The organism is Flagellimonas profundi (assembly GCF_017313275.1).
Lineage (GTDB): Bacteria > Bacteroidota > Bacteroidia > Flavobacteriales > Flavobacteriaceae > Flagellimonas > Flagellimonas profundi.
The window spans coordinates 1441410-1460768 of record NZ_JAFLNM010000001.1 but is presented as its reverse complement, the minus strand read 5'-3'; the positions used below and the strand labels follow the sequence as shown (position 1 = coordinate 1460768).

General features: G+C 42.4%; 18 protein-coding genes. 5 read left to right on the top strand and 13 right to left on the bottom strand.

Translation table 11 applies throughout. From position 1 onward, the window contains the following. Positions 1-90: 90 nt before the first annotated feature. The 9 genes from J0654_RS06790 to J0654_RS06750 all read right to left on the bottom strand — a co-directional run bounded on the left by J0654_RS06790 (position 91) and on the right by J0654_RS06750 (position 10901). Positions 91-840 (bottom strand): DUF6090 family protein, encoded by a 750-nt coding sequence (locus tag J0654_RS06790; protein WP_207027034.1) that lies wholly within the window; start codon positions 838-840, stop codon positions 91-93. A 93-nt stretch (positions 841-933) separates the two neighbouring features. Next, positions 934-1797 (bottom strand): polysaccharide deacetylase family protein, encoded by an 864-nt coding sequence (locus tag J0654_RS06785; protein WP_207027032.1) that lies wholly within the window; start codon positions 1795-1797, stop codon positions 934-936. 130 nt (positions 1798-1927) lie between these two features. After that, entirely contained in the window at positions 1928-2803 is an 876-nt protein-coding gene (locus J0654_RS06780) for an amidohydrolase family protein (protein ID WP_207027030.1), read from the bottom strand. Between the two features lie 200 nt (positions 2804-3003). Next, a complete protein-coding gene (locus tag J0654_RS06775) occupies positions 3004-5049 on the bottom strand; it encodes an amidohydrolase family protein (RefSeq protein WP_207027028.1) in 2046 nt (681 codons plus the stop codon). Between the two features lie 151 nt (positions 5050-5200). Then, positions 5201-5983 (bottom strand): glucose 1-dehydrogenase, encoded by a 783-nt coding sequence (locus J0654_RS06770; RefSeq protein WP_207027019.1) that lies wholly within the window; start codon positions 5981-5983, stop codon positions 5201-5203. A gap of 32 nt (positions 5984-6015) precedes the next feature. Further along, positions 6016-6843 carry a 4,5-DOPA-extradiol-dioxygenase gene (gene ygiD, locus J0654_RS06765; protein WP_207027017.1) on the bottom strand — a complete coding sequence of 276 codons (828 nt, stop codon included), beginning with the start codon at positions 6841-6843 and terminating at the stop codon, positions 6016-6018. A 103-nt stretch (positions 6844-6946) separates the two neighbouring features. After that, positions 6947-7771: an AraC family transcriptional regulator gene (locus J0654_RS06760; RefSeq protein ID WP_207027016.1), complete on the bottom strand. Its 825-nt coding sequence runs from the start codon at positions 7769-7771 to the stop codon at positions 6947-6949. Between the two features lie 93 nt (positions 7772-7864). After that, the gene (locus J0654_RS06755) at positions 7865-9448 is read right to left on the bottom strand and encodes a DUF1593 domain-containing protein (RefSeq protein WP_207027014.1); all 1584 of its coding nucleotides are present in this window, start codon (positions 9446-9448) and stop codon (positions 7865-7867) included. Positions 9449-9599: 151 nt separating this feature from the next. Next, the gene (locus J0654_RS06750) at positions 9600-10901 is read right to left on the bottom strand and encodes an alpha-L-fucosidase (protein WP_207027012.1); all 1302 of its coding nucleotides are present in this window, start codon (positions 10899-10901) and stop codon (positions 9600-9602) included. Positions 10902-11102: 201 nt separating this feature from the next. On the opposite strand from J0654_RS06750, the gene mtaB reads away from it, so the two are divergent. Beyond that, positions 11103-12431 carry a tRNA (N(6)-L-threonylcarbamoyladenosine(37)-C(2))-methylthiotransferase MtaB gene (gene mtaB, locus J0654_RS06745; RefSeq protein ID WP_207027010.1) on the top strand — a complete coding sequence of 443 codons (1329 nt, stop codon included), beginning with the start codon at positions 11103-11105 and terminating at the stop codon, positions 12429-12431. Between the two features lie 52 nt (positions 12432-12483). Here the strand turns inward: mtaB and J0654_RS06740 are convergent, their stop codons facing one another. After that, positions 12484-12777 carry a GNAT family N-acetyltransferase gene (locus J0654_RS06740; RefSeq protein WP_207027008.1) on the bottom strand — a complete coding sequence of 98 codons (294 nt, stop codon included), beginning with the start codon at positions 12775-12777 and terminating at the stop codon, positions 12484-12486. Positions 12778-12944: 167 nt separating this feature from the next. Between J0654_RS06740 and J0654_RS06735 the strand changes: the two genes are divergently transcribed. Together J0654_RS06735 and J0654_RS06730 are read left to right on the top strand one after the other, a co-directional pair. Further along, positions 12945-13607 carry an alpha/beta hydrolase gene (locus J0654_RS06735; RefSeq protein ID WP_207027006.1) on the top strand — a complete coding sequence of 221 codons (663 nt, stop codon included), beginning with the start codon at positions 12945-12947 and terminating at the stop codon, positions 13605-13607. Positions 13608-13654: 47 nt separating this feature from the next. Continuing rightward, complete coding sequence (locus J0654_RS06730) at positions 13655-14620, top strand: lytic transglycosylase domain-containing protein (RefSeq protein ID WP_207027004.1); 966 nt, start codon at positions 13655-13657, stop codon at positions 14618-14620. Positions 14621-14785: 165 nt separating this feature from the next. Here J0654_RS06730 and J0654_RS06725 read toward each other — a convergent pair whose 3' ends face one another. Next, positions 14786-15679 carry a hypothetical protein gene (locus J0654_RS06725; protein ID WP_207027002.1) on the bottom strand — a complete coding sequence of 298 codons (894 nt, stop codon included), beginning with the start codon at positions 15677-15679 and terminating at the stop codon, positions 14786-14788. A 203-nt stretch (positions 15680-15882) separates the two neighbouring features. Then, positions 15883-16542 (bottom strand): peptidoglycan DD-metalloendopeptidase family protein, encoded by a 660-nt coding sequence (locus J0654_RS06720; RefSeq protein ID WP_207027000.1) that lies wholly within the window; start codon positions 16540-16542, stop codon positions 15883-15885. 252 nt (positions 16543-16794) lie between these two features. On the opposite strand from J0654_RS06720, the gene J0654_RS06715 reads away from it, so the two are divergent. Further along, positions 16795-18279: a cytochrome C gene (locus J0654_RS06715; RefSeq protein WP_207026998.1), complete on the top strand. Its 1485-nt coding sequence runs from the start codon at positions 16795-16797 to the stop codon at positions 18277-18279. Between the two features lie 229 nt (positions 18280-18508). Here the strand turns inward: J0654_RS06715 and J0654_RS06710 are convergent, their stop codons facing one another. Continuing rightward, positions 18509-19024 carry a DUF2892 domain-containing protein gene (locus tag J0654_RS06710; RefSeq protein ID WP_207026996.1) on the bottom strand — a complete coding sequence of 172 codons (516 nt, stop codon included), beginning with the start codon at positions 19022-19024 and terminating at the stop codon, positions 18509-18511. 169 nt (positions 19025-19193) lie between these two features. On the opposite strand from J0654_RS06710, the gene rpmH reads away from it, so the two are divergent. Further along, positions 19194-19352 carry a 50S ribosomal protein L34 gene (rpmH, locus tag J0654_RS06705; protein WP_072882462.1) on the top strand — a complete coding sequence of 53 codons (159 nt, stop codon included), beginning with the start codon at positions 19194-19196 and terminating at the stop codon, positions 19350-19352. The last annotated feature ends 7 nt before the right edge of the window (positions 19353-19359 follow it).

The window sequence follows — 19359 nt, the reverse complement described above, 5'->3', positions numbered from 1 at the left end:
AACTAATGAGGTATAGCATAAAAATGTTCAAATTCAATTAGTAGAGTTTTCTGTTTATTCTTTGCGAACAAGTAATTTGTAAATTTGATTTTAAGGTATATCCTCGTAGGTTTCACATTGTGCGATAATGGCTGTTAGGCGTGCTTTAGCTTCTTGGTAAAATCCGAACATAAAAGCATTATGGGTTACACGGTGCACCAATATATTTTCGAACTCAGGTTGTCGAAGTAGCGCTTCGTTACTGAGATCAAATTTAGATTTGCTGAATTGGATAGGTCCTATCATCGATAGGTTTCGGTTATTGCTATGCTCCATCAAATAATCAAAATAGGTATTGCCACGTTCCACATAAAAACTTCCCCAATCCAATAAATTGCTGTAAAAACTTTCCCATTCAATCAATAAAATCTTTAATTCCTCGTTGGACAGGCTGGACAGTTTCCCCGAACTTTTAATGTTGTTCAATGTATATAGACTGGGGTCCCAGACCGCCATTCGAGGTGTTACGCTAATTAGGCTGTCCACATGTTGCAACGTACCGAATTCATAATCGGGACCAGTGTGTTCAAGAATTTTATTGCCAGCGCTTATAAAAGCCTCCACGGCTTGAATGTCCACTTCGAGTTGGGTCAGGTTTTTTTGGAATTCGAGTTTAAGACTGGCAAGGGTGGCTTTTTCTTCCTGTAACAGTTTTTGGTTTTCGTTCCAATTGTTGATGCGTAGTGCGATCAATATCCCAATGACCACAAGTATGATTTCCCCGATGGCATAAATCAGGTATTTACTGAACTTGTTTTCGGACAGTAAACGCTGCCTAATGGTACGGAAGAATTTAAACACGGGTGGTTGGTTTCCCTAAAGATATGATTTTAATACGTTTAGATGCGGTAAATTGTATCAATGGTCCTTTAATTTATTCGGATGGCCAGTGGATTATTTTAAAATATCTTTAATAGCTCCCCACGTTACCAGTTGAATTTGCTGCTTTTTAAGGGTTTCCTTTGTTTTTTCACTGGTAAAAAAGTCAAAGTCCTGCTGCCGCCATGCGGCCCCAAAATTGGGATGGTTGATGGTTACGCCCTGCATTTCGTGCTCATCAAAAGCGGGATGGATCAAAATGAGGTTTGCACCAGGGGTCAAGTTTTCCAAGACGGATTGATAGTAGGCGGCCAAGCCTTCTTTTTCAAAATATGGGAACTCACCAACGTAGGTACGGTCGATTACAAAATCCCCTTCTTTGATGTGGACTTTTGGATCCAGACCTACCATTTGCATCAATTGCTCGTTCACTAAAACGGGAAGCTGGTATTGATCGCCCAATTTTTGATAAGTTTTAAAGAACTCGGGGTGTGATCCTACACTGTACATGTGCGAGTCCATGTGGGTAGGGGCAAGGCCATAATCGAGGGCTTTTTCCATTTGTGCCCGGAGTTCTTTTTCCACATCTTCGGGAGCTGCATTTTTGCATAGTTGCTCCCTTTTTTTAAAGAAATGACCATGTTCATCTACCAAGCTGGGTACTTCGGAAACGGGCAAAACGGGTCCAAAACGGTAATTTTCCCATTCGCAGGTCAGGGTCAAATGAATCCCGAGATCGTATTGTGGATTGTTTTTGGCGATCACGGCCATTTCGTGAAACCAAGGACAGGGCACCATAATGCTGTAAGAGTTTACGATGCCTTTTTCCAGTGCCCTAATTGTGGCCATATTCTCGGAGTGGGAAAGTCCTGCATCGTCCGCATGGATGATCAATAATTTGGTGTTTTTGTCAAATCCCAGTCTTTGCGCTGTATTCATTCGCTATCCTGTTTTAGGGTTGAATCGTGGATATGGTGATGGAAAATACCGAATTCTTTCGGAATCGGCCATAAAAAAGCCAGTAACCCAATGTTACTGGCTAACAAAAAACATGTTTTAAAGTCAACGGTTACTCCTCTAGGTGTAAAAACCGTACCGCGTTATCGTAGAAAATTTTTCTTTTGTCGCTTTCAGTCAAAAAATCATAACTGTTTAATTGATCGATACTTTTTTTAATAGCGTGGGGCCACACCATTTGATCGGAGCCATACATTACACGGTCTATAAGGCCGTATTTTTTCGCTTTGCGTAAAAACTGTTCTGCATAATCCTTGGGTTGCTCGTCCACCCATAGAATCACTCCCAAATCGGTATAAAGATGGGAGTATTGTAGCATTAAGCGCAGGGCATTTTCATAAAATACCTCCCCAGCGTGCATCATGTAGATCTTCAATTTTGGATGTTTGGCCAGCACATCTTCCAAGGTATAGGGGTCTCCTAACTTAATTCTAAAATTAGGACAACAGCGGTAGGTGATGTCCATAGGTCCGCCACCGGTATGTATGGCAACGGGTATGTTATAGCGCTCACAGATGTTTAGATAGGGTTCAAATTCGGGATTGGATAGGGTATAGCCATCATACACGGCCCCAATTTCCCCAAAAAACTTGAGTTTTCCTGAAGTGATCAAGGCTTTGAACGCCACAGTATCGGTTGGGGGCGAATTGGTGTAGTATCCGGGAATAAAAATGCCATTGTCATCCAAAATGTTGTCTCCGCCAATGGTGCTTACCACAGCTTTCTTAATGTTGTGAGCTTTTAGCGCTTTGAACAGTTCTTTTTTATAGGTTTTATAATCTTTTGGTGAAAAAACACCATCTGGTGCAGGAGCTACGTAATACGTTTGTTCCACATAATCGTGCAGGTGCATATCAATAATTGGTTGATCATAGGCCTGAGCATAACTGAGGAGAGGTAGAATCAATGTAAATACAATTTTTTTCATTTCGAATATTGATTATGGTGCAACAAAGCAGCAATCGACTTTAGTTGTGCCTTTTTAATTGGGGGAGATTGATACAAGTAACAAAAAATAAATAGAAACCCACATATTCAGTTATTTAGAACCAATTTTATGCTATATCTCAATCAAAAAAGCCAGCAACATTGGGTTACTGGCTTTTCAAGTTTATCTGATGAACTTGTTTATTCTATCACTTCCGGTTTGTCCGTAAAAGGGGTTATGCCAAAGGCTGGATATACTTCGGTCGGGAAATAAAAAGTTCCCCCGCGCGATACCATTCCAATGGTCTTAATGGCCTTGATATCCTCCACTGGATTGCCGGGTACCAAGAAGAAATCGGCCAGTTTTCCAGTTTCAATACTTCCCAAACTTTCGTGCCCCAAATATTCTGCCATGTCGTAGCTTGCCAATTTCAATACTTCGGCAGGGCTATAGCCCAATTGTTCAGTATAAAGTTCTAGTTCACGGTGCAGGTTAAAGGCGCCGCCCAAATCGGTTCCGGCCACAATTAAAATGCCTTTGTCCTTCATGAGTTTCAGGGTCTCCACAATCTTATCGTAGGCTTCGCGGTAGGCTTTGTCCTCTTTTTCATCCGCAATCTGTGCCAAGGCCACTTTAAGGCTACGTTGTTCGTTAGGGGGCATGTGGTCCACATAATCCCGGGCACCGGGGGTAACTTCCCCGTTGCGGGAAAGCATCAAACGCTCGTGGATGGCCAATGTCGGGTCCATTGCAGTCTCGTTGGCAACGAACAGGTCAAGTGTTTCCTGTACCCTATCGCTGTTCAAATCCAGTTCTGGAAAACGTTTCATGGCGGTCAAGCGCAATAGGGTACGGGTGTCTTCGTCGGGCTCCAATACCCAGCCCAGCATGGTCTGGTTAATGTGGGTCATCTCATCAAAACCAGCACTTAACATGGCATTGGCATTGGAGAAAGCGGGTACGTGACCTGCCACGAACAAACCTTGATCGTGTGCTTTTTTTACGATGGCAGGGGCCCAATCGCCGTTCATGCTGTTGTATAATTTCACTCCGTAGAACCCAAGGCTATCATAGGTATCCACAGCGGCCAATGCTTCTTCTTGGCTTTCCACCAAAATACCGTTGTTACTGCTGTACGGGCTTTTTCCTTCAATAAAGCCAAGTCTGGTAACTCGTGGGCCAGCCAATATGCCGGAATTTATTTTCTCGATCAAGTTGCTCAGTACTTCTGTATTGTTACCCATATCACGGAAAGAGGTCACACCTGCCAAAATGTTCAGTAGGGCCCCGTTATCACCGGTGTGGGCGTGCATTTCGTACAAACCGGGAACCAAGGTCCCACCATTGCCCTCTATGGTTACTTCATTGTCGCCAGAGGCATCGGCGGCTTCGATGGCCGTAATTTTTTCTCCTTCCACTACCACGGAAACGGGGTCTGTCAAGGATAGGGTCTTAGGGTCAAAAATCTTCACATTTTTGATGCGTACCTTTCCATCGTAATTGTGGGCATATTCTTTTTGTAGTTTTTCGAATCGCTCGGCAGAATAGTTTTCGGCCAATTCCCGCAAGCCTTTTTCTTCGGCTTCGTATCCATCCCTGATCACAATATATCTTGGGGATATTGCCGCAAAGAACTCTTCGTTTTCATCCATGATAAAGTAGGAGGGGTTCATCTCTGCACCGGAAAGCGCATAGGTAGTCAGGGCCAATTCGCCCTCGCCTGATGCTTTTGGAACCGTCAAATCCTCCATTTTGGTCAGGGTCAGATTTCCTGCTGGTAGAACGGGAAGGGTGTTTTCGGGGGCATCCAAAAGTAAACGGGCTGCCAACACTGCGGTATAAGGACTCCCAAATTGGTTGACATAGATTTTTGGAGCATCTACAGAGGCGCTTTCCGAGCCAGTGGCATCGGTCCAAGAGGCCTCAGTGCCCTCGAGGGAGAACTGTTCATCCACGGCATTACCGAAAGTAGTGTTACCCGTAACTTCCCATGTTACAGGATAGCCTTCGGCGTTAAGCACAATGGTCTCTTTCATGGTAGGGCCACGACCGTTGTTTTTGTAGTCGTAATCAATGTTGATGGTGTCCCCAGAAGTATTGGCTTTAAGAAAGCCTACTTTGGTTTCACTAACGATTACGGAATAAGTTTCCTCCCCTTGATGGTTGGCCAAGGAAGAAGTAGGTTCGGTTTTACAGGAATAACCGGCAAGGAGTACCAAGCCGATAAGGAATAATCGAAGTTTCATACAAGTTAGTTTATTTAAGAGCTTCAAGGTAGGGAATTTTAGTGGTTTAAAATTATATGGGCTGACTGCTGAAAACAAAAAACCCCAGCACCACTGGTACGTTGGTAACTGGGGTTCCCATCATCAATCAAAGTAAAGAGGCAATATACTTTTAGGAGTTTCCGTATATGTTGGATTCTCCTCCGTCTATGGCGATGGTTTGGCCACTTACATAGCCATTTTCTTCACTCAATAAGAACGAAACTACTGTGGCGACCTCTTTGGGCAACCCGATTCTTCTGGTGGGATTACGTTTAGCGTATTCTGTTTCCGCTGCTTTTGGGTCATCGGGATTTACTTGCTTAAAGGCTTCTTCCACCATTGGGGTTAGAATGGCACCTGGAGCTATGGCGTTGGTTAAAATGCCATCCTGTCCATATTCCAAGGCTGCGTTCTTCGTCATACCGGAAACGGCATGTTTGGAGGCTACGTAGGCCGTTTGGTTCTGCACCCCTCGAATTCCCCCTACGGATGCTACGTTTAAAATTTTTCCGTATTGCTGTTTTTGCATAACGGGAATCACATAACGCATTCCGTAATAAACGCCCATCAAATTGATATCTATCACTTTTTTGAATACCGCTAAATCGTACTCGGTCATAGGAGCCTGTTTTCCTTCGATACCGGCATTGTTGTAGAATCCATCGATACGACCAAAGGTCTCCACGGTTTTTTCTACGTAGTTTTTTACTGCTTCTTCGTTGGACACATCTGCTTCAATGGTCAATAGTTCCACATCTGCATTGATGTCTTTCAGTTTTTTGACAGCATCTTCCAAAGCTTCACCATTGTAGTCCACTAGTGATAATTTGGCGCCTTTGGCGGCGAGGTATTCGGCTGTGGCAAGACCCAGTCCCATGGCTGCTCCCGTTATTATGATGACTTTATTTTTCATTGTGTAAAATTTATATGTGTTTCCCATTTGGGTTAATCTATCTTAAGTGACAACATGCCTATGGAACCACCAACCATTTTATCGTTGAACAGTGCTACGGATTCGTTTTTTTTCTTCAGCCCCAAAACATAAAGAAGGGGCAAATAATGTTCGGGTGTTGGTATGGACAAGGCAAAACTGCTACCCTGTTTTCCATAGTCGACCAAGGCTTGGTAATTGCCGTCCAAAATGAAGGATTTCATTTTTTCATTGGCCTCTTCGGCCCAATCCCAAGCATAGGTATCGCTCAATTTGTTCCATTTTACCTTTCGTAGGTTATGCACCACGTTGCCACTGCCCACGATCAACACCCCCTTGTGCCGTAGTTTTTCCAATTCTTGCCCCAGTTCAAAGTGGTATTTTGGTGATTTCGTATAATCCAAGCTCAATTGAATCACAGGAACATCGGCATCTGGGTACATGTGCTTTATCACACTCCAGGCTCCATGGTCCAGTCCCCAGTGGTGGTCCAATGCTACATCGGTCTTTGTGATGAGTTCCTTGGTCACTTGGGCCATTTCGGGACTTCCCGGGGCGGGATATTGCACATCGAACAATGCTTGCGGGAAACCACCAAAATCGTGAATGGTAGGTGGATGCTGCATGGCAGTTACCTTGGTTCCTTGGGTTTCCCAGTGCGCAGATATGCAAAGAATCACTTTTGGCCTTGCCACTTCCCTGCCCAAACGTCTAAAATTGGAAACGAATTCGTTTTCCTCAATGGCATTCATAGGACTCCCGTGCCCCAGAAATAATACCGGCATTTTCTGTGTAAAAGGAAGGCTCTTGTTGAGCGTACGTAAAGTTTTTAAATCTGACATAGGCTAAATTACATCGCATTAACCGATGATTTAATTGTGTTTTTCAAAGGTTGAAAGAATTGAAGGGCGGGCGGTAATACCTTTGGGAATAAGTGTTGTACTTTTAAGAAATGAGCTGTTTCATTTCCTTTCTAAAAGCGGTAGGGGTATGCCCTGTTTTGCGCTTGAACACTTTGGAGAAGTAAGCTTTTTCATTATACCCCAACTCAAAACCAATTTCTGCAATGGTCTTGTTACTGTTAATGAGCAGATTTTTGGCTTCCGTAAGTTTGCGGGTCTCAATGATTTCGCCAGCGCTTTGCTGCATTACCTCGTGGCAAACAATGTTAAGATTTCTTTCGCTCATGAAAAGCTTTTCCGCGTAGAATGAAATTTTAACGTTCCGCCTAAAATTTTCCTCCAAAATATGCAAGAAATGAGTGTAGGTTTCTGAGGCCGAATTGGCGGAGTCCGATTGGATATTGGTCGGTCTTTCGTGGTTGATGATGGTGAGCAGCGTCATAAACAATTGCTTGATTACAGCTAGACCAGGCGAAGGGCGCTGGGTTTCGTCGTACATCATCTGGCAAAGTGCGGTCAGTCTATCGAAGATTTCGTCCGTGGGAAGGGTAACGTTGGCCCTATTATGAAAATAGCCGTACATCTTAAAAATAACTTCGGACATGAATTCGCTACGAAAACGAATCACCCATAGGTCGCATTCATCGTCATGGGTCTGTGGCCTTAACAAATGTGGTTTTCCACGGGTTACAAAACTTACAAAGGGAGCATATACGGTTTCATCCTCAAAATCGATAAAGTGGGAAATTTTACCCTTGGACCCAATGATCAATTCTTCAAAATCATGCACATGGGGTTCAATGCTTTTACCTTCCAAGGCTTTGGCATCTTCTGTTGTGAACCGAAATATGTTGAAGAGTTGCTCCAAGGTTGCATCAATTTATCTTTGATCAAGAAAATAGCATGCAGCAAATTTACACCAAAAGCTAAAAAGTTGATTCTTGTTCCGAAGAAGCACCCTCTATTTAATGGTGATGATTACCCGCTGGTACCGAGTTAAGCTTGGTGAACCTGAATCCGTTGCTTCTAGAACAATATGGATGGTCTGTCCGTGGATCACATCTTCCGGAATTACAATTTCGGCATTCATGGTTTCCGAATTATTGATTTTTACCTTATTGGGATATGTACCCACTTGAAACTGCCACCATTTTACGGTCACCCTATCGCCATCAGGGTCTATTACTTCTCCGAACAAAGGCACTTTTTGGCCAGCGGAAGCCAAAACATGCAAAGGTCCTTGAATGGTTACTTTTGGCTCATGGTTGGCCTTATTGTACTTTTTGGTGACGGACCATTGTAAACGTGCGGCAAAATCGCGCTGCGCCTGCGGAAAGAAATTCGGGTATTCTGGATTTCCCCCATCGTTTTGAGAACTCAACATTTCCGCCATTTCTTCTGCACCGCCTTCTGTGGAAAAATTAAAAATGGTGCTGTCTCCTTCATTGGAGCGTCCTCCCCAACCACCATAGGTCCCATGTTCATAAGCTCGGAGTCCATTACCGAGCATGTTCATAAAGGTATGGTTGTCGCCTTCGCCCAACCAAGAGCCTTTTTCCTGAACGGGCAACCAAACTATATACCCCATTTCCCGCAATTCTTCATTGGTGTAGCCACTGAATCCAAAATAGTCCACTTTATCGCCTTCTACCATTTGCTTGCCATCACCCCACACACGATATAGTTCTCCAAATGGTCCTTGGTCGGATACGTTCTTCTTCATCCAGTCAGAAGTTAAGTAAGGCGCATTTTCTGGACTTGCATTTATTTGTGCCCCATAGGCATAATGTGGTCCATTTTCAAATTGGCGGTATTCAATATCGGGCCAGTTGGGTTTAATGTATTTGGCATAGGTATCATCTTGATCGCCGGAAGGTAGTAGTACCACTTTGTCCGATACCTTTTTTTGAACGGCTTCCCATTCCAGGGTGTTTTCATATTCTTCCTCAATGGATTTTAACGCCCTGGCAATGGTGCTTTGTCCACCCCATGCGGTGATGAACAGGGGACCGGGTTCATTGTCCATTATCAGTGATTTGATGAGTTCCGAGCCAGGGGTGTCCTTGGAGAAATCCCCATCGAACTCCACATTACCCATTCGTATTTTTGACTTCAGATAGTCAGGGGAAGGGTAGTCCGGGTTATGCACCGTAAGATTGGAGTACACTTTGGCGTATGCTTCCACTACATCGTGTATAAAGCGTTCGTCCTCGTTCCAGCGCCAAGATTCACAGGGGCAAATATCCATTTTAAAACGGTCGTACTCCCTTCCTGGCACAAACCATTTGGTGCCTTTGCCATCTCCTTTCCAATGGTAGCCGCTACTGGCATAGATCAATCCTTCAATTTGCATATCCGTACTGTAGAGCAAAAAGCGTATCAAGGAATTGTTGTCGTCCAATTCTGGATCTGCAGTAACAATTATTCTTGGTTTTACGGGTTCGTTAGGGGATTGCGCTATGGCAAATGAAGTGAAGACGAGGCTAAAAAGAGCAAAAAGGAACAGTATTTTACTGCCTTTCACAAAGGTTTGGTTGGTGGTCATTTGTTAGTTTTTTAAGTGCTAAATGCTGTAATTTCTTGTGCTAACAGGTTTCTAATATACTAAATCAATACACATCGGAAAGGTTGCTATACTTTGTTTATTGGTATCAACCCAATCATGACTTCTACTTTTTTTCATAACAAAGGACTTTTTATTTACTAATGACCTCCAAAACAAAATCAGCTGCATCGTAATCGCGATTTTTTGGTAGTTCCACTAAAGTGCCATAAGAATTTGTGCTGTATTTCAACTTTTTCTTGGATTGAAAATCGACCACAGCGGTAATTTTACCTTCCACGGTCGGGAAAAAGAAGTTATCGGTTTTCCAATCCATGATATGAATGTAGATTTTATCCTCTTTTTGCGTGGATACACCCCAGCTTTGTGGTGGAATGGGGCCGCCTCTTGTTCCATAAATGGTTTGGCCATAGGTACTGGTCCAATCCCCAATGACTTTTAGTGTTTCAATAAATTCTGGTTGAATCTTTCCATTGGGCATTGGGCCCACATTAAGGAGAAAATTGGAATTGTAGCCTACTGCTTTTACCAAATATTGAATCAGCTCCTTAGAGGATTTATAAGCGTTGTCCTGCAACGAAAAACCCCAACGCTGCGCCATGGTTTCAGCAGTTTCAAGAGGTAGACTGCCCACCTCGGAGTCGCCGCTAAAGCCACCTTTGTTCTCTCCGGGCAGGTCTTTTTCGAACATTTGGAAATCCTCACCCTCATTCGGGGCTTGGTGATGATTACTGCCTATCATGGCTTGGGGCTGTAGCTCGTGGATGAGGTCATAGGTTTTTCTAAGTTGCCAATCGGCTTCTTTTTTGTCCCACCAGCCATCAAACCAAACACCTCCGATTTCTCCGTAATTTGTAAGCAATTCGGCAAGCTGTCCGTTCATATAGTCCAAATAGTTTTTCCAATTGCCGTTATCGGGCCTTCCCGTTTTTTTTCCTGTGTCTCCTCGCGGATAATAATCGTTATGGTGCCAATCCAATTGTGAATAATACAGGTAAAGTTTCAGGTCATGTTTTTTGCAGGCTTCCGCCATTTGTTTGATGACATCTTTTTTGTAGACCGTTCTGTCCATTATGTCCCAATCCGTCAATTTACTGTCGAACATGGCAAAGCCATCGTGGTGTTTCGTGGTGATGGTGATGTATTTCATGCCTGCCGATTTGGCCAATAGGACCCATTCTTCGGCATCAAATTCGGTAGGATTGAAAAATGCCGGGATTTTTTCATAGGTTTTTTTGTCGATGGACTGGGTTTCCATGACCCATTCATGTACTCCCAAAACGGAATACACACCCCAGTGAATGAACATTCCAAATTTAGCATCTTGGAACCATTCCCTGTTTTCGAGGTTCTCTTCAGCGGGCTTGTATTCTTGCGCTATTGATGGGTTGCCGACAATTAGAACAATAAAGATCAGGAACGAGAACTTTTTCATATGGTTGTTTTATGGTTGGTATGTGCGAACAAGTTACTTAAAAGTTGATGGAAAGGAAATTGGCCCATTGTTTAAAACTTGGATTTATCGACTACCCTCGAAATGACATATTCATTTAACATTCAACTCTAAACTCTGAACCCTTTGCAGTAACTCCCAACAAATCACTATCTTTGCGCCCCTAAAACGCACGGCAGTTATATGAGCAAGAAAGTCGCATTTTACACCTTGGGTTGTAAACTCAATTTCTCCGAAACTTCTACGATTGCGAGAGGTTTTGAAAAGGAGGAGTTTGAGCGCGTGGACTTTTCCGAAGAAGCCGATGTATATGTAATCAACACTTGCTCGGTGACGGAAAATGCCGATAAGCGTTTTAAAACTATCGTAAAACAAGCTCAAAAGTCTAATCCCGAGGCCTTTGTGGCCGCAGTAGGATGCTATGCACAGCTGAAACCAGAAGAATTGGCAGCGGTTGATGGTGTCGATTTGGTGCTTGGAGCTACAGAGAAGTTTAAAATTACGGATTACCTGAACGATCTAACCAAAAACGATAGGGGGGAGGTACATTCCTGCGAAATTGAGGAGGCTGATTTTTATGTGGGCAGTTATGCCATCGGCGACCGCACCCGTGCTTTTTTAAAGGTTCAAGATGGTTGCGATTACAAATGCACGTATTGTACCATTCCCTTGGCCCGCGGGATTTCAAGAAGCGATACGTTGGACAATGTGCTGAACAACGCCAAGGAAATTGCATCTCAGGATATTAAAGAGATTGTGCTGACAGGTGTTAATATCGGTGATTACGGAAAAGGAGAGTTCGGGAACAAAAAACACGAGCATACGTTTTTGGATCTGGTAAAGGCTTTGGATACGATTGATGGTATTCATCGTCTCCGAATCTCTTCCATTGAACCTAACCTGCTCAAGAATGAGACCATAGATTTTGTGGCCCAGAGCAATTCCTTTGTGCCCCATTTTCACGTGCCCTTACAAAGTGGCAGCGATGAGATCTTGAAAAAGATGCGTCGCCGTTATTTGTCCAATCTTTATGTTGATCGGGTCAAGCGCATCAAGGAAGCTATGCCGCATGCCTGTATCGGGGTAGATGTGATTGTGGGCTTCCCGGGAGAGACCGACGAGCATTTCCTGGAGACCTATCATTTCTTGAACGAATTGGATATTTCCTATCTGCACGTATTTACGTATTCCGAAAGGGATAACACGGTGGCTGCTGAGATGGATGAAGTAGTACCCAAAAAAGTACGTAGCAAACGGAGCAAAATGCTTCGTGGATTGTCTGCTAAAAAACGAAGGGCATTTTACGAGAGTCAATTGGGCTCTGTTCGAACAGTTTTGTTTGAGGGGGAGAACAAAAAAGGCTATATCCACGGATTCACCGAAAACTATGTTAAGGTAAAGGCGCCATGGGACCCATCTTTGGTGAACACCTTGCACCAAGTTGAACTAAGGGACATTGATGCCGATGGTCTGGTGCGGTTCGAATTTGTTTCCAATGAAATCATGGCATAAAAAAACCTCCCGATCTAGGAGGCTTAAATGCTTTTACCGATAATCGATTAGATCAGATTCGGATACCAACTGGTAACATTTCCTTGTATTGCCTATTTTTTCTCAAAAATCCTGCAATTTGTGGACTTGTCGGTACAACTCTAAGGTTGTTCTCTTGGATTTCATTTAAAACCGCTTTAATAAAATCCTCTTTAAAGCCCTCTTTTGTAATTTCTTCAGGAATAACCAGTTTGGTCAAAAATACTTTACGCTCTTGTGAAGAGTACTCAATTTTGGCTAAATGCCCATTGACCTTAGTTTCAAATTGACGTAAGAAACTATTGTCAGTGATTTCCATTGTTGTCATACAGTACTTGTTTTTTTAATGACTCGCAGAAATACCTTGAAAAAAGGCATATCTAAATTCCCCTGTTTATAAAAAATGTATCCATTAGGCGGGGTTGGCTGCAAAAGGGTTACAAAATTAGTCAAAATATTGCTAATTTCCTAGTCCTTGTCGATATTTGGTACGATATGTCCGACAATAAAATCCATGTGTACCTGATGCCGGGAATGGCTGCCAACTCCTCAATTTTTGAAGGAATCAAACTTCCAACAGATCGGTTTACGCCCCATACCTTGGAGTGGTTCGTGCCAGAAAAAGGAATGAGTATTTCGGATTATGCCGAGAAAATGTGTGAAAAGATCGAAGAACCCAATCCTGTTTTGTTGGGAGTTTCATTTGGAGGCATGTTGGTGCAGGAGATGGCCAAAATTATACCAGTGAAGAAAGTTATTGTGGTGTCATCCGTAAAAAGCAAGCACGAATTGCCGAAAAGAATGATTTTTGCCAAATACACCAAAGCACACAAATTATTGCCCACTGGGTTAGTGAACAATGTGGAACTGTTGGCTAAATACGCCTTTGGAGAAACGGTGACCAAGCGATTGCACTTGTATGAAAAGTATTTATCCATTCGTGATAAATGTTATATTGATTGGTCCATAGACCAGATTGTGAATTGGGACCAGGAGGTTCCAGCAGAGCATATCGTGCACATTCAAGGAGAACGCGACGCTGTTTTCCCGATAACCAACATTAAAGATTGCATCCCCGTAAAAAATGGGACCCACACCATGATCATTCATCGCGCTCGATGGTTCAATGAGAACTTGCCCACAATTATTTTGGAATAATTTCGTCTATATAATAGTATCTTTACATTAATATAAATAAGGAAGACATGAAACAGATGAAGAACATTTTGGCATTTATTGGATTGATCGCCATAGTGAGCACGTTAATTTTTGCCGTGCAGTCGAATGAAGAGGAACAACCTACTGTAAATGGGTCTGAATCTGAAACAACGGATAAGAATGTAGCGGATACCTATCAGATTAGTGCTATAGAGATACCAGAGGACCTGAATTTTGCTGGTGAAGCTGTTCCGCAAGAAGATCCAGAGATCATGGAGCGTGTGGACCGTGAGTTTTTGGTGAATACCTATTGGCAGTCCAATGCACTTTTGTTAATGAAAAGGGCCAACAAATACTTCCCGATCATTGAACCAATTCTTAAAAAGAACGGTATCCCCGATGATTTTAAATACTTGGCCGTTGCGGAGAGTGGTCTTCAAAATGTGGTATCGCCCGCTGGAGCCACTGGTTTTTGGCAGATTATGCGAGGAACAGGAAGGGAATATGGCCTTGAAGTGAACGACAATGTAGATGAACGTTACCACGTGGAAAAAGCCACCCAAGTAGCCTGCGATTACCTAAACAAATGGAAAGATCGTTTTGGCAGCTGGACATTGACCGCTGCCGCTTACAATGCAGGTCCAGCGGGAATTCAAAAATACATGGACATTCAGCAAGTGGATGATTATTACGATTTGCTATTGGGGCAAGAGACAGGGCGCTATGTGTTCCGTATTCTGGCCATAAAAGAAATTCTATCCGACCGCGACAAATATGGTTTCCAGTTGGAAGAGGATGACATGTACAAAAAAGTGCCCACCTTTACCGTTGAGGTAGATACCGCCGTTACCAACTGGGCCGATTTTGCAGCGCTCTATGAAATCAACTACAAAGTTTTGAAGCGCCATAACCCTTGGTTGCGCGAACCGCATTTGAACAATGCTTCCCGTAAAAAATACACCATCGAAATCCCGAACAAAGGGTATTATCGTGTAGGTAGTACGGGTAAGTAGGAAGGGTTCTGTAAACTGGAGAGGTGACATAGCTGCTTTAATGTGGACTTGTTTCGATATTGGAAGTTTCCTCCTGTTAAAGCCAGCTCGGCTACACTGTTTTAACCTTTAAGATTTGTATTATGGACAAAGGGTCGTGTAAGGTACGTTCCATTTTCCATAGTTTTATCTAGTTTTGGCATTAGCCATAATTTTTTCTACATAATCTCTGTTGACACCTAGTTTTCCCCTCCATGCAGAAATCGGAAATTCCACTTCTGCTCTTGACGGAGAGTTTTTGTGAATATCCAACTCCCATTCCAACTTTTGTTCATAATGGATAAATGGATTCATAATACTGTAATTGGCATCGTATCGATTTTTGAGTATGCCTAATTCGGCGAGGCATTTCACAATCCAAACACGGGAAGTATTGTTGCTTCCCGGCAGACATTTTTCTTTAGCTAAACGCTTTATCAATTTAGAGGGTGTTTCATCATTCGGAGCGTTTTCAATAATTTCAATAACTTTTAAAAAAACACTTTTTTCGTTATCGGTAGCTGTAATATTTTTAAAAGTCAATACTTCTTTCAGGTCTAAAAGCATCTCGGCATAACCACCAAACCTACAATATCCGATATATAGATCATATAGATTTTCACTGTCATTATGCCACATCTTTTTATTTATACCACAGATCTTGCAGGTATTTTCGGTTCGATATCCTTTTCTGGTCAATAGATCAAAATCATGAAGAGGCATGTTTTGGGCAAAATAATAACTGAAAATAGATTGTATGCCCCTGTTAAAACCTGACCCTACAGCTTTTATGAACATATTGGAAACAATATATTCCAGATGGGCATTCTCTACAATGCCTTTTAGTTCTTTTATAACGTTATCATGATTATGCTCTCTTACTCGGTTGAGTTCAAAATTACTGGCTTTCAGGAGTTCTTTTTGTTCATTTGATAGGCTGTCGGGGATTTGATATACGTCAATTTTCTTATCAAAATCATACTCGGAATTCTCATACCTGTAGACCTTGGATAGCACTTTTACTAAATTATTGTTTAGCATGATTGAATTGAATTTGGATAACAGTGAAGCTAATGGATTTGGCCATAGAGCAGCATAATGAATTGACGAATGACCTATATCAATTGGCGGAATTATACTTTGTATGAATTTATACCACTAAATGGTTGCGCCCCAGTTCTCAAAACATAGGGTGTTATCCGATAGGGCCAGTACGGGGAAATAGGATCTTAGGTAACCTTCTTTTAGTATTTGAACAGAAAGTAAGGCGAAGGAAAATATGTTTCCACCTTTGGCAGTAATGCCGGAGAAATGTATCCCCAATCGGCATAACCATCATCAATGGCTTGTTGGGTGAGAATTTGCAGGTGCACGTGGCAAAACCAACCACCGCTATCACTTTCTTGTCCTATATATGCAAACTTTTGACCCGCCTTTATCTTGTCACCAGAATTTACCGGAAGGGGCGTTTTCAGGTGTCCGTATAAAGAAAAGAAGACCACTCCGTTGACACTATGTTTTAGGATAATATATCCGCCGTAATTGCCAACAGTAGTTTCTTTGCCCGTTTTATAGACTTCGGCGTCCAAAGGGGAAAACATGGGGGTATCGTAAGGTACTATAATATCCAATCCGAGGTGATAATACCGTTTTTCTTCAATAATATTGGGGTAGGCCCTTAGCAGCGTTTTCCGTTCTTCCAAGTATCTGCCAATGCCCCATTGGTGGGATGAGCCATCCAACTCATTAAAAACCATATCGTTGAACTCTGCGAAATCGAAAAGGTTGTATTCCAGTGTTTTTGGGTTATTGGATGAAAAATCAAAGATGTAGGGTTCTCCTTTTAGGAAATTACCAAATAATGGGTGGATTTTGGCACCATTAAGGCATAGCGGATAGTACATAAATATGCAGCATAAAATATAAACGTTCACAAATGTAGCTATACCACGATTACCTAAACATGAATTCCATGATTTTTAGTGGATGAGAGAGAACAATGGTTATTGCCCTATTAAGAATTCAGGGAAATGGGCGTTAAAATTTTATCATAATCACATTAAAGTTCTTTGAGTTAAAACTGCCTTGGGTGATTTTATGATTTTTTTAAGAAAATTAGTATACTTAGGCACTTGAAATTTTAGGGAACAAAAATTATGAAGAAAAGAATTATTGCCATTTGTCTTGTTGCAGGGCTGCTTTTGGTTGGTTTTCAGGTAGTAAATAACCAGTTGCACTTGCTACAATCCCCCGGAGTGGTGATTTCGGATTATGTAGAACCGGATTATGAACTAGGTCCAAGCCATGTTGATTCACTATTGCCATTTCCTGATGTAAAAAAAGGAGAGCGTACCCCATTTGATCTTTGGCGATACGGTGGCAAGGGAAAAACATCCTTCACAACCCCTGATTTACGCATGTCGTGGGAAGAGTGGTTGGCCTTCAATAAAAAACAGAAGCCGGAACTTATGGCAGATGTGAGGGAATACATGGACTCACGTTACGATTTCAACGGTGAGGTACATGAGGGCAAATTCATGTCGGGTGGAAGAAATCCGATCATGAAAGGCCCAATTGCCAGGTTACCTAAGGGAGTTAAGTCCTTTGAGGAACTGTCCGAACTTACGGCCCGGGAGATAAGGGAAAGGGATTTGTTCCCTTTTAAACCTTTGGCCCATCCGCTGGCGTCCACCGCCCATATGGTATTTCCAGACAATTGGAACGAGGCCCATCCAGAGCATGTAAGAATCGATATGGACCATGATTTCCCAGTGGAATACCTTCCCGAGTTTCCGCCCCCAATGTTTTTGACAACACACAGGGAGTTGGGCGATGTTACCAAGGGCAGGGAGGTAACCATTGCCAATTATTATGAGATTTTCAATGGTCTTCTCACTCCAGAACAAATGGAGGGATTAAAGGAATTGTTGCGTCCATCTCCAACCACATGGTTCAACCATACGACACATAGGGTAACTGAGGCTCCCAGTGCAGGGGTATCCTGTTTCTCGTGTCACGTGAACGGGCATACCAATGGTGCTTTTGAACTAGGTCCGGACAGTCGTCCGAACTTGGCGAGATTAAGAGTGGGAACCCCGACCATGCGCGGAAATTACAATTTAATGCAGTTATCCTCTAAAAGATCTATTCGCAGTATGGACCACTTTGCGGAGGTTGAGGAATATTTTGATGGTGATCCAGGCATGCAGCAGCATATTGGTCCGCGCAGTCAAAAGCGAGAAGTTACCAATCGTATGGGGGATTTTAATTCTATCCTTGATTTTCCACCGGCTCCTAAACTTGACGGTATGGGGAACTTGATTCCAGAAAAATCCACCAAACAAGAACTGTTGGGGCAAGAGTTGTTCCGTGGGAAGGCCAAATGTGTTCAATGCCATTATGGTCCCGCTTTTGTTGATGATTATATGCACGATTTAAAGGTAGAGCGTTTTTATAAAGGTCGGCCAGAAGGACCGATTAAAACCTTTCCTTTGAGAGGGATTAAAGATTCGCCACCTTATCTTCATGATGATAGATTGCCTACTTTGGACGATGCCACCGAGTTTTTCAACATAGTACTCGAGTTGGGCTTGACCAAAGAGGAGAAAGATGCCATTACAGCTTATATGATGTGTTTATAAGACCAATTGAGGTTCTATAATATTCTTAATGAAAAATGAAGAAGCTTTTTTGTTTCGCTTGATGATTTATGGAAATTTTATAGCGAACGATGCCGAACCAGATTGGTCAGCTAAGTGAAGTTAGTTTTTTTCTGGCTATATTCCTTCCAATAATTGACCAATGGGGTGATTAGGGATGGGGACTTAGATCAATTACAAAGAAAAGTGAGTTACAAGGAGTGAAGAATGATCAAATCTTCTTCATCTGCTGCTGCATCATCTTGATCTGGTCGGTAAGCATGTTGTTCTTATCCAGTTTCTTGGCCTCCTTCAACAATTGGGTCGCTTCACGCTTTCTACGCTTTTGCATAGCGATGCCCGCCAGGCTCAATTTGGCCATGGCCACATCATAATCCATGGTCAAGCCATATTTTAAGGCCTTTTTAAAGAATTTTTCGGCCTGTGTCAGGTTTTTCTGTGAGTAGATGATACCGTGTAAATAGTTATAGTATCCCACTTGTTTTTTGATCAAAGCGGACTCCGGGTTCTTTATTTTATCAAGCCAAGCCTGCACTCCTTCCAGATCCTGCTTTCTCATTTTAAGAAATGCCAAAAGGATAAACTCATTCCTAAAGTATAGAAAAATGAAAACGAGGGAGAGCAAGATCAATGCGATTCCGTTGCCTATGTTGCCTTCTACAAATTGGTAAACGGCATAAGCAATGATAAGAACTGCAATAACGAGCTTGATATTTTTATTGAACATATTGTCTAGTGATTTTTACCTTTAGTTTAGCGCTGGCAAAAGTACTAAAAAGTTAATTAAATATTTTAAGTTTGGGCTTGCCAAAGTAAAAAGTCTTCGTATATTTGCGCCCAGAATTTTTTAGGGAAGTTTAATTTCCCATCAACAAAATCCATAAAACAGTTCGGAAATGAAAAGAACGTATCAACCATCCAAAAGGAAGAGAAGAAACAAGCATGGTTTTAGGGAGCGCATGGCGACTGCCAATGGTAGAAAAGTTCTTGCGAGAAGAAGAGCCAAAGGAAGAAAAAGATTAACTGTTTCCTCTGAGCCAAGACATAAAAAATAATGATAGT

Bases quoted from the DNA above. Each gene is read 5' to 3' on its own strand.
- J0654_RS06750 (WP_207027012.1), bottom strand. From the start codon at position 10,901: ATGAAAAAGTTCTCGTTCCTGATCTTTATTGTTCTAATTGTCGGCAAC.
- J0654_RS06755 (WP_207027014.1), bottom strand. From the start codon at position 9,448: ATGACCACCAACCAAACCTTTGTGAAAGGCAGTAAAATACTGTTCCTT.
- J0654_RS06775 (WP_207027028.1), bottom strand. From the start codon at position 5,049: ATGAAACTTCGATTATTCCTTATCGGCTTGGTACTCCTTGCCGGTTAT.
- J0654_RS06780 (WP_207027030.1), bottom strand. From the start codon at position 2,803: ATGAAAAAAATTGTATTTACATTGATTCTACCTCTCCTCAGTTATGCT.
- J0654_RS06770 (WP_207027019.1), bottom strand. From the start codon at position 5,983: ATGAAAAATAAAGTCATCATAATAACGGGAGCAGCCATGGGACTGGGT.
- J0654_RS06740 (WP_207027008.1), bottom strand. From the start codon at position 12,777: ATGACAACAATGGAAATCACTGACAATAGTTTCTTACGTCAATTTGAA.
- J0654_RS06715 (WP_207026998.1), top strand. From the start codon at position 16,795: ATGAAGAAAAGAATTATTGCCATTTGTCTTGTTGCAGGGCTGCTTTTG.
- J0654_RS06785 (WP_207027032.1), bottom strand. From the start codon at position 1,797: ATGAATACAGCGCAAAGACTGGGATTTGACAAAAACACCAAATTATTG.
- rpmH (WP_072882462.1), top strand. From the start codon at position 19,194: ATGAAAAGAACGTATCAACCATCCAAAAGGAAGAGAAGAAACAAGCAT.
- J0654_RS06720 (WP_207027000.1), bottom strand. From the start codon at position 16,542: ATGTACTATCCGCTATGCCTTAATGGTGCCAAAATCCACCCATTATTT.
- J0654_RS06735 (WP_207027006.1), top strand. From the start codon at position 12,945: ATGTCCGACAATAAAATCCATGTGTACCTGATGCCGGGAATGGCTGCC.
- J0654_RS06730 (WP_207027004.1), top strand. From the start codon at position 13,655: ATGAAACAGATGAAGAACATTTTGGCATTTATTGGATTGATCGCCATA.
- ygiD (WP_207027017.1), bottom strand. From the start codon at position 6,843: ATGTCAGATTTAAAAACTTTACGTACGCTCAACAAGAGCCTTCCTTTT.
- J0654_RS06725 (WP_207027002.1), bottom strand. From the start codon at position 15,679: ATGCTAAACAATAATTTAGTAAAAGTGCTATCCAAGGTCTACAGGTAT.
- mtaB (WP_207027010.1), top strand. From the start codon at position 11,103: ATGAGCAAGAAAGTCGCATTTTACACCTTGGGTTGTAAACTCAATTTC.
- J0654_RS06710 (WP_207026996.1), bottom strand. From the start codon at position 19,024: ATGTTCAATAAAAATATCAAGCTCGTTATTGCAGTTCTTATCATTGCT.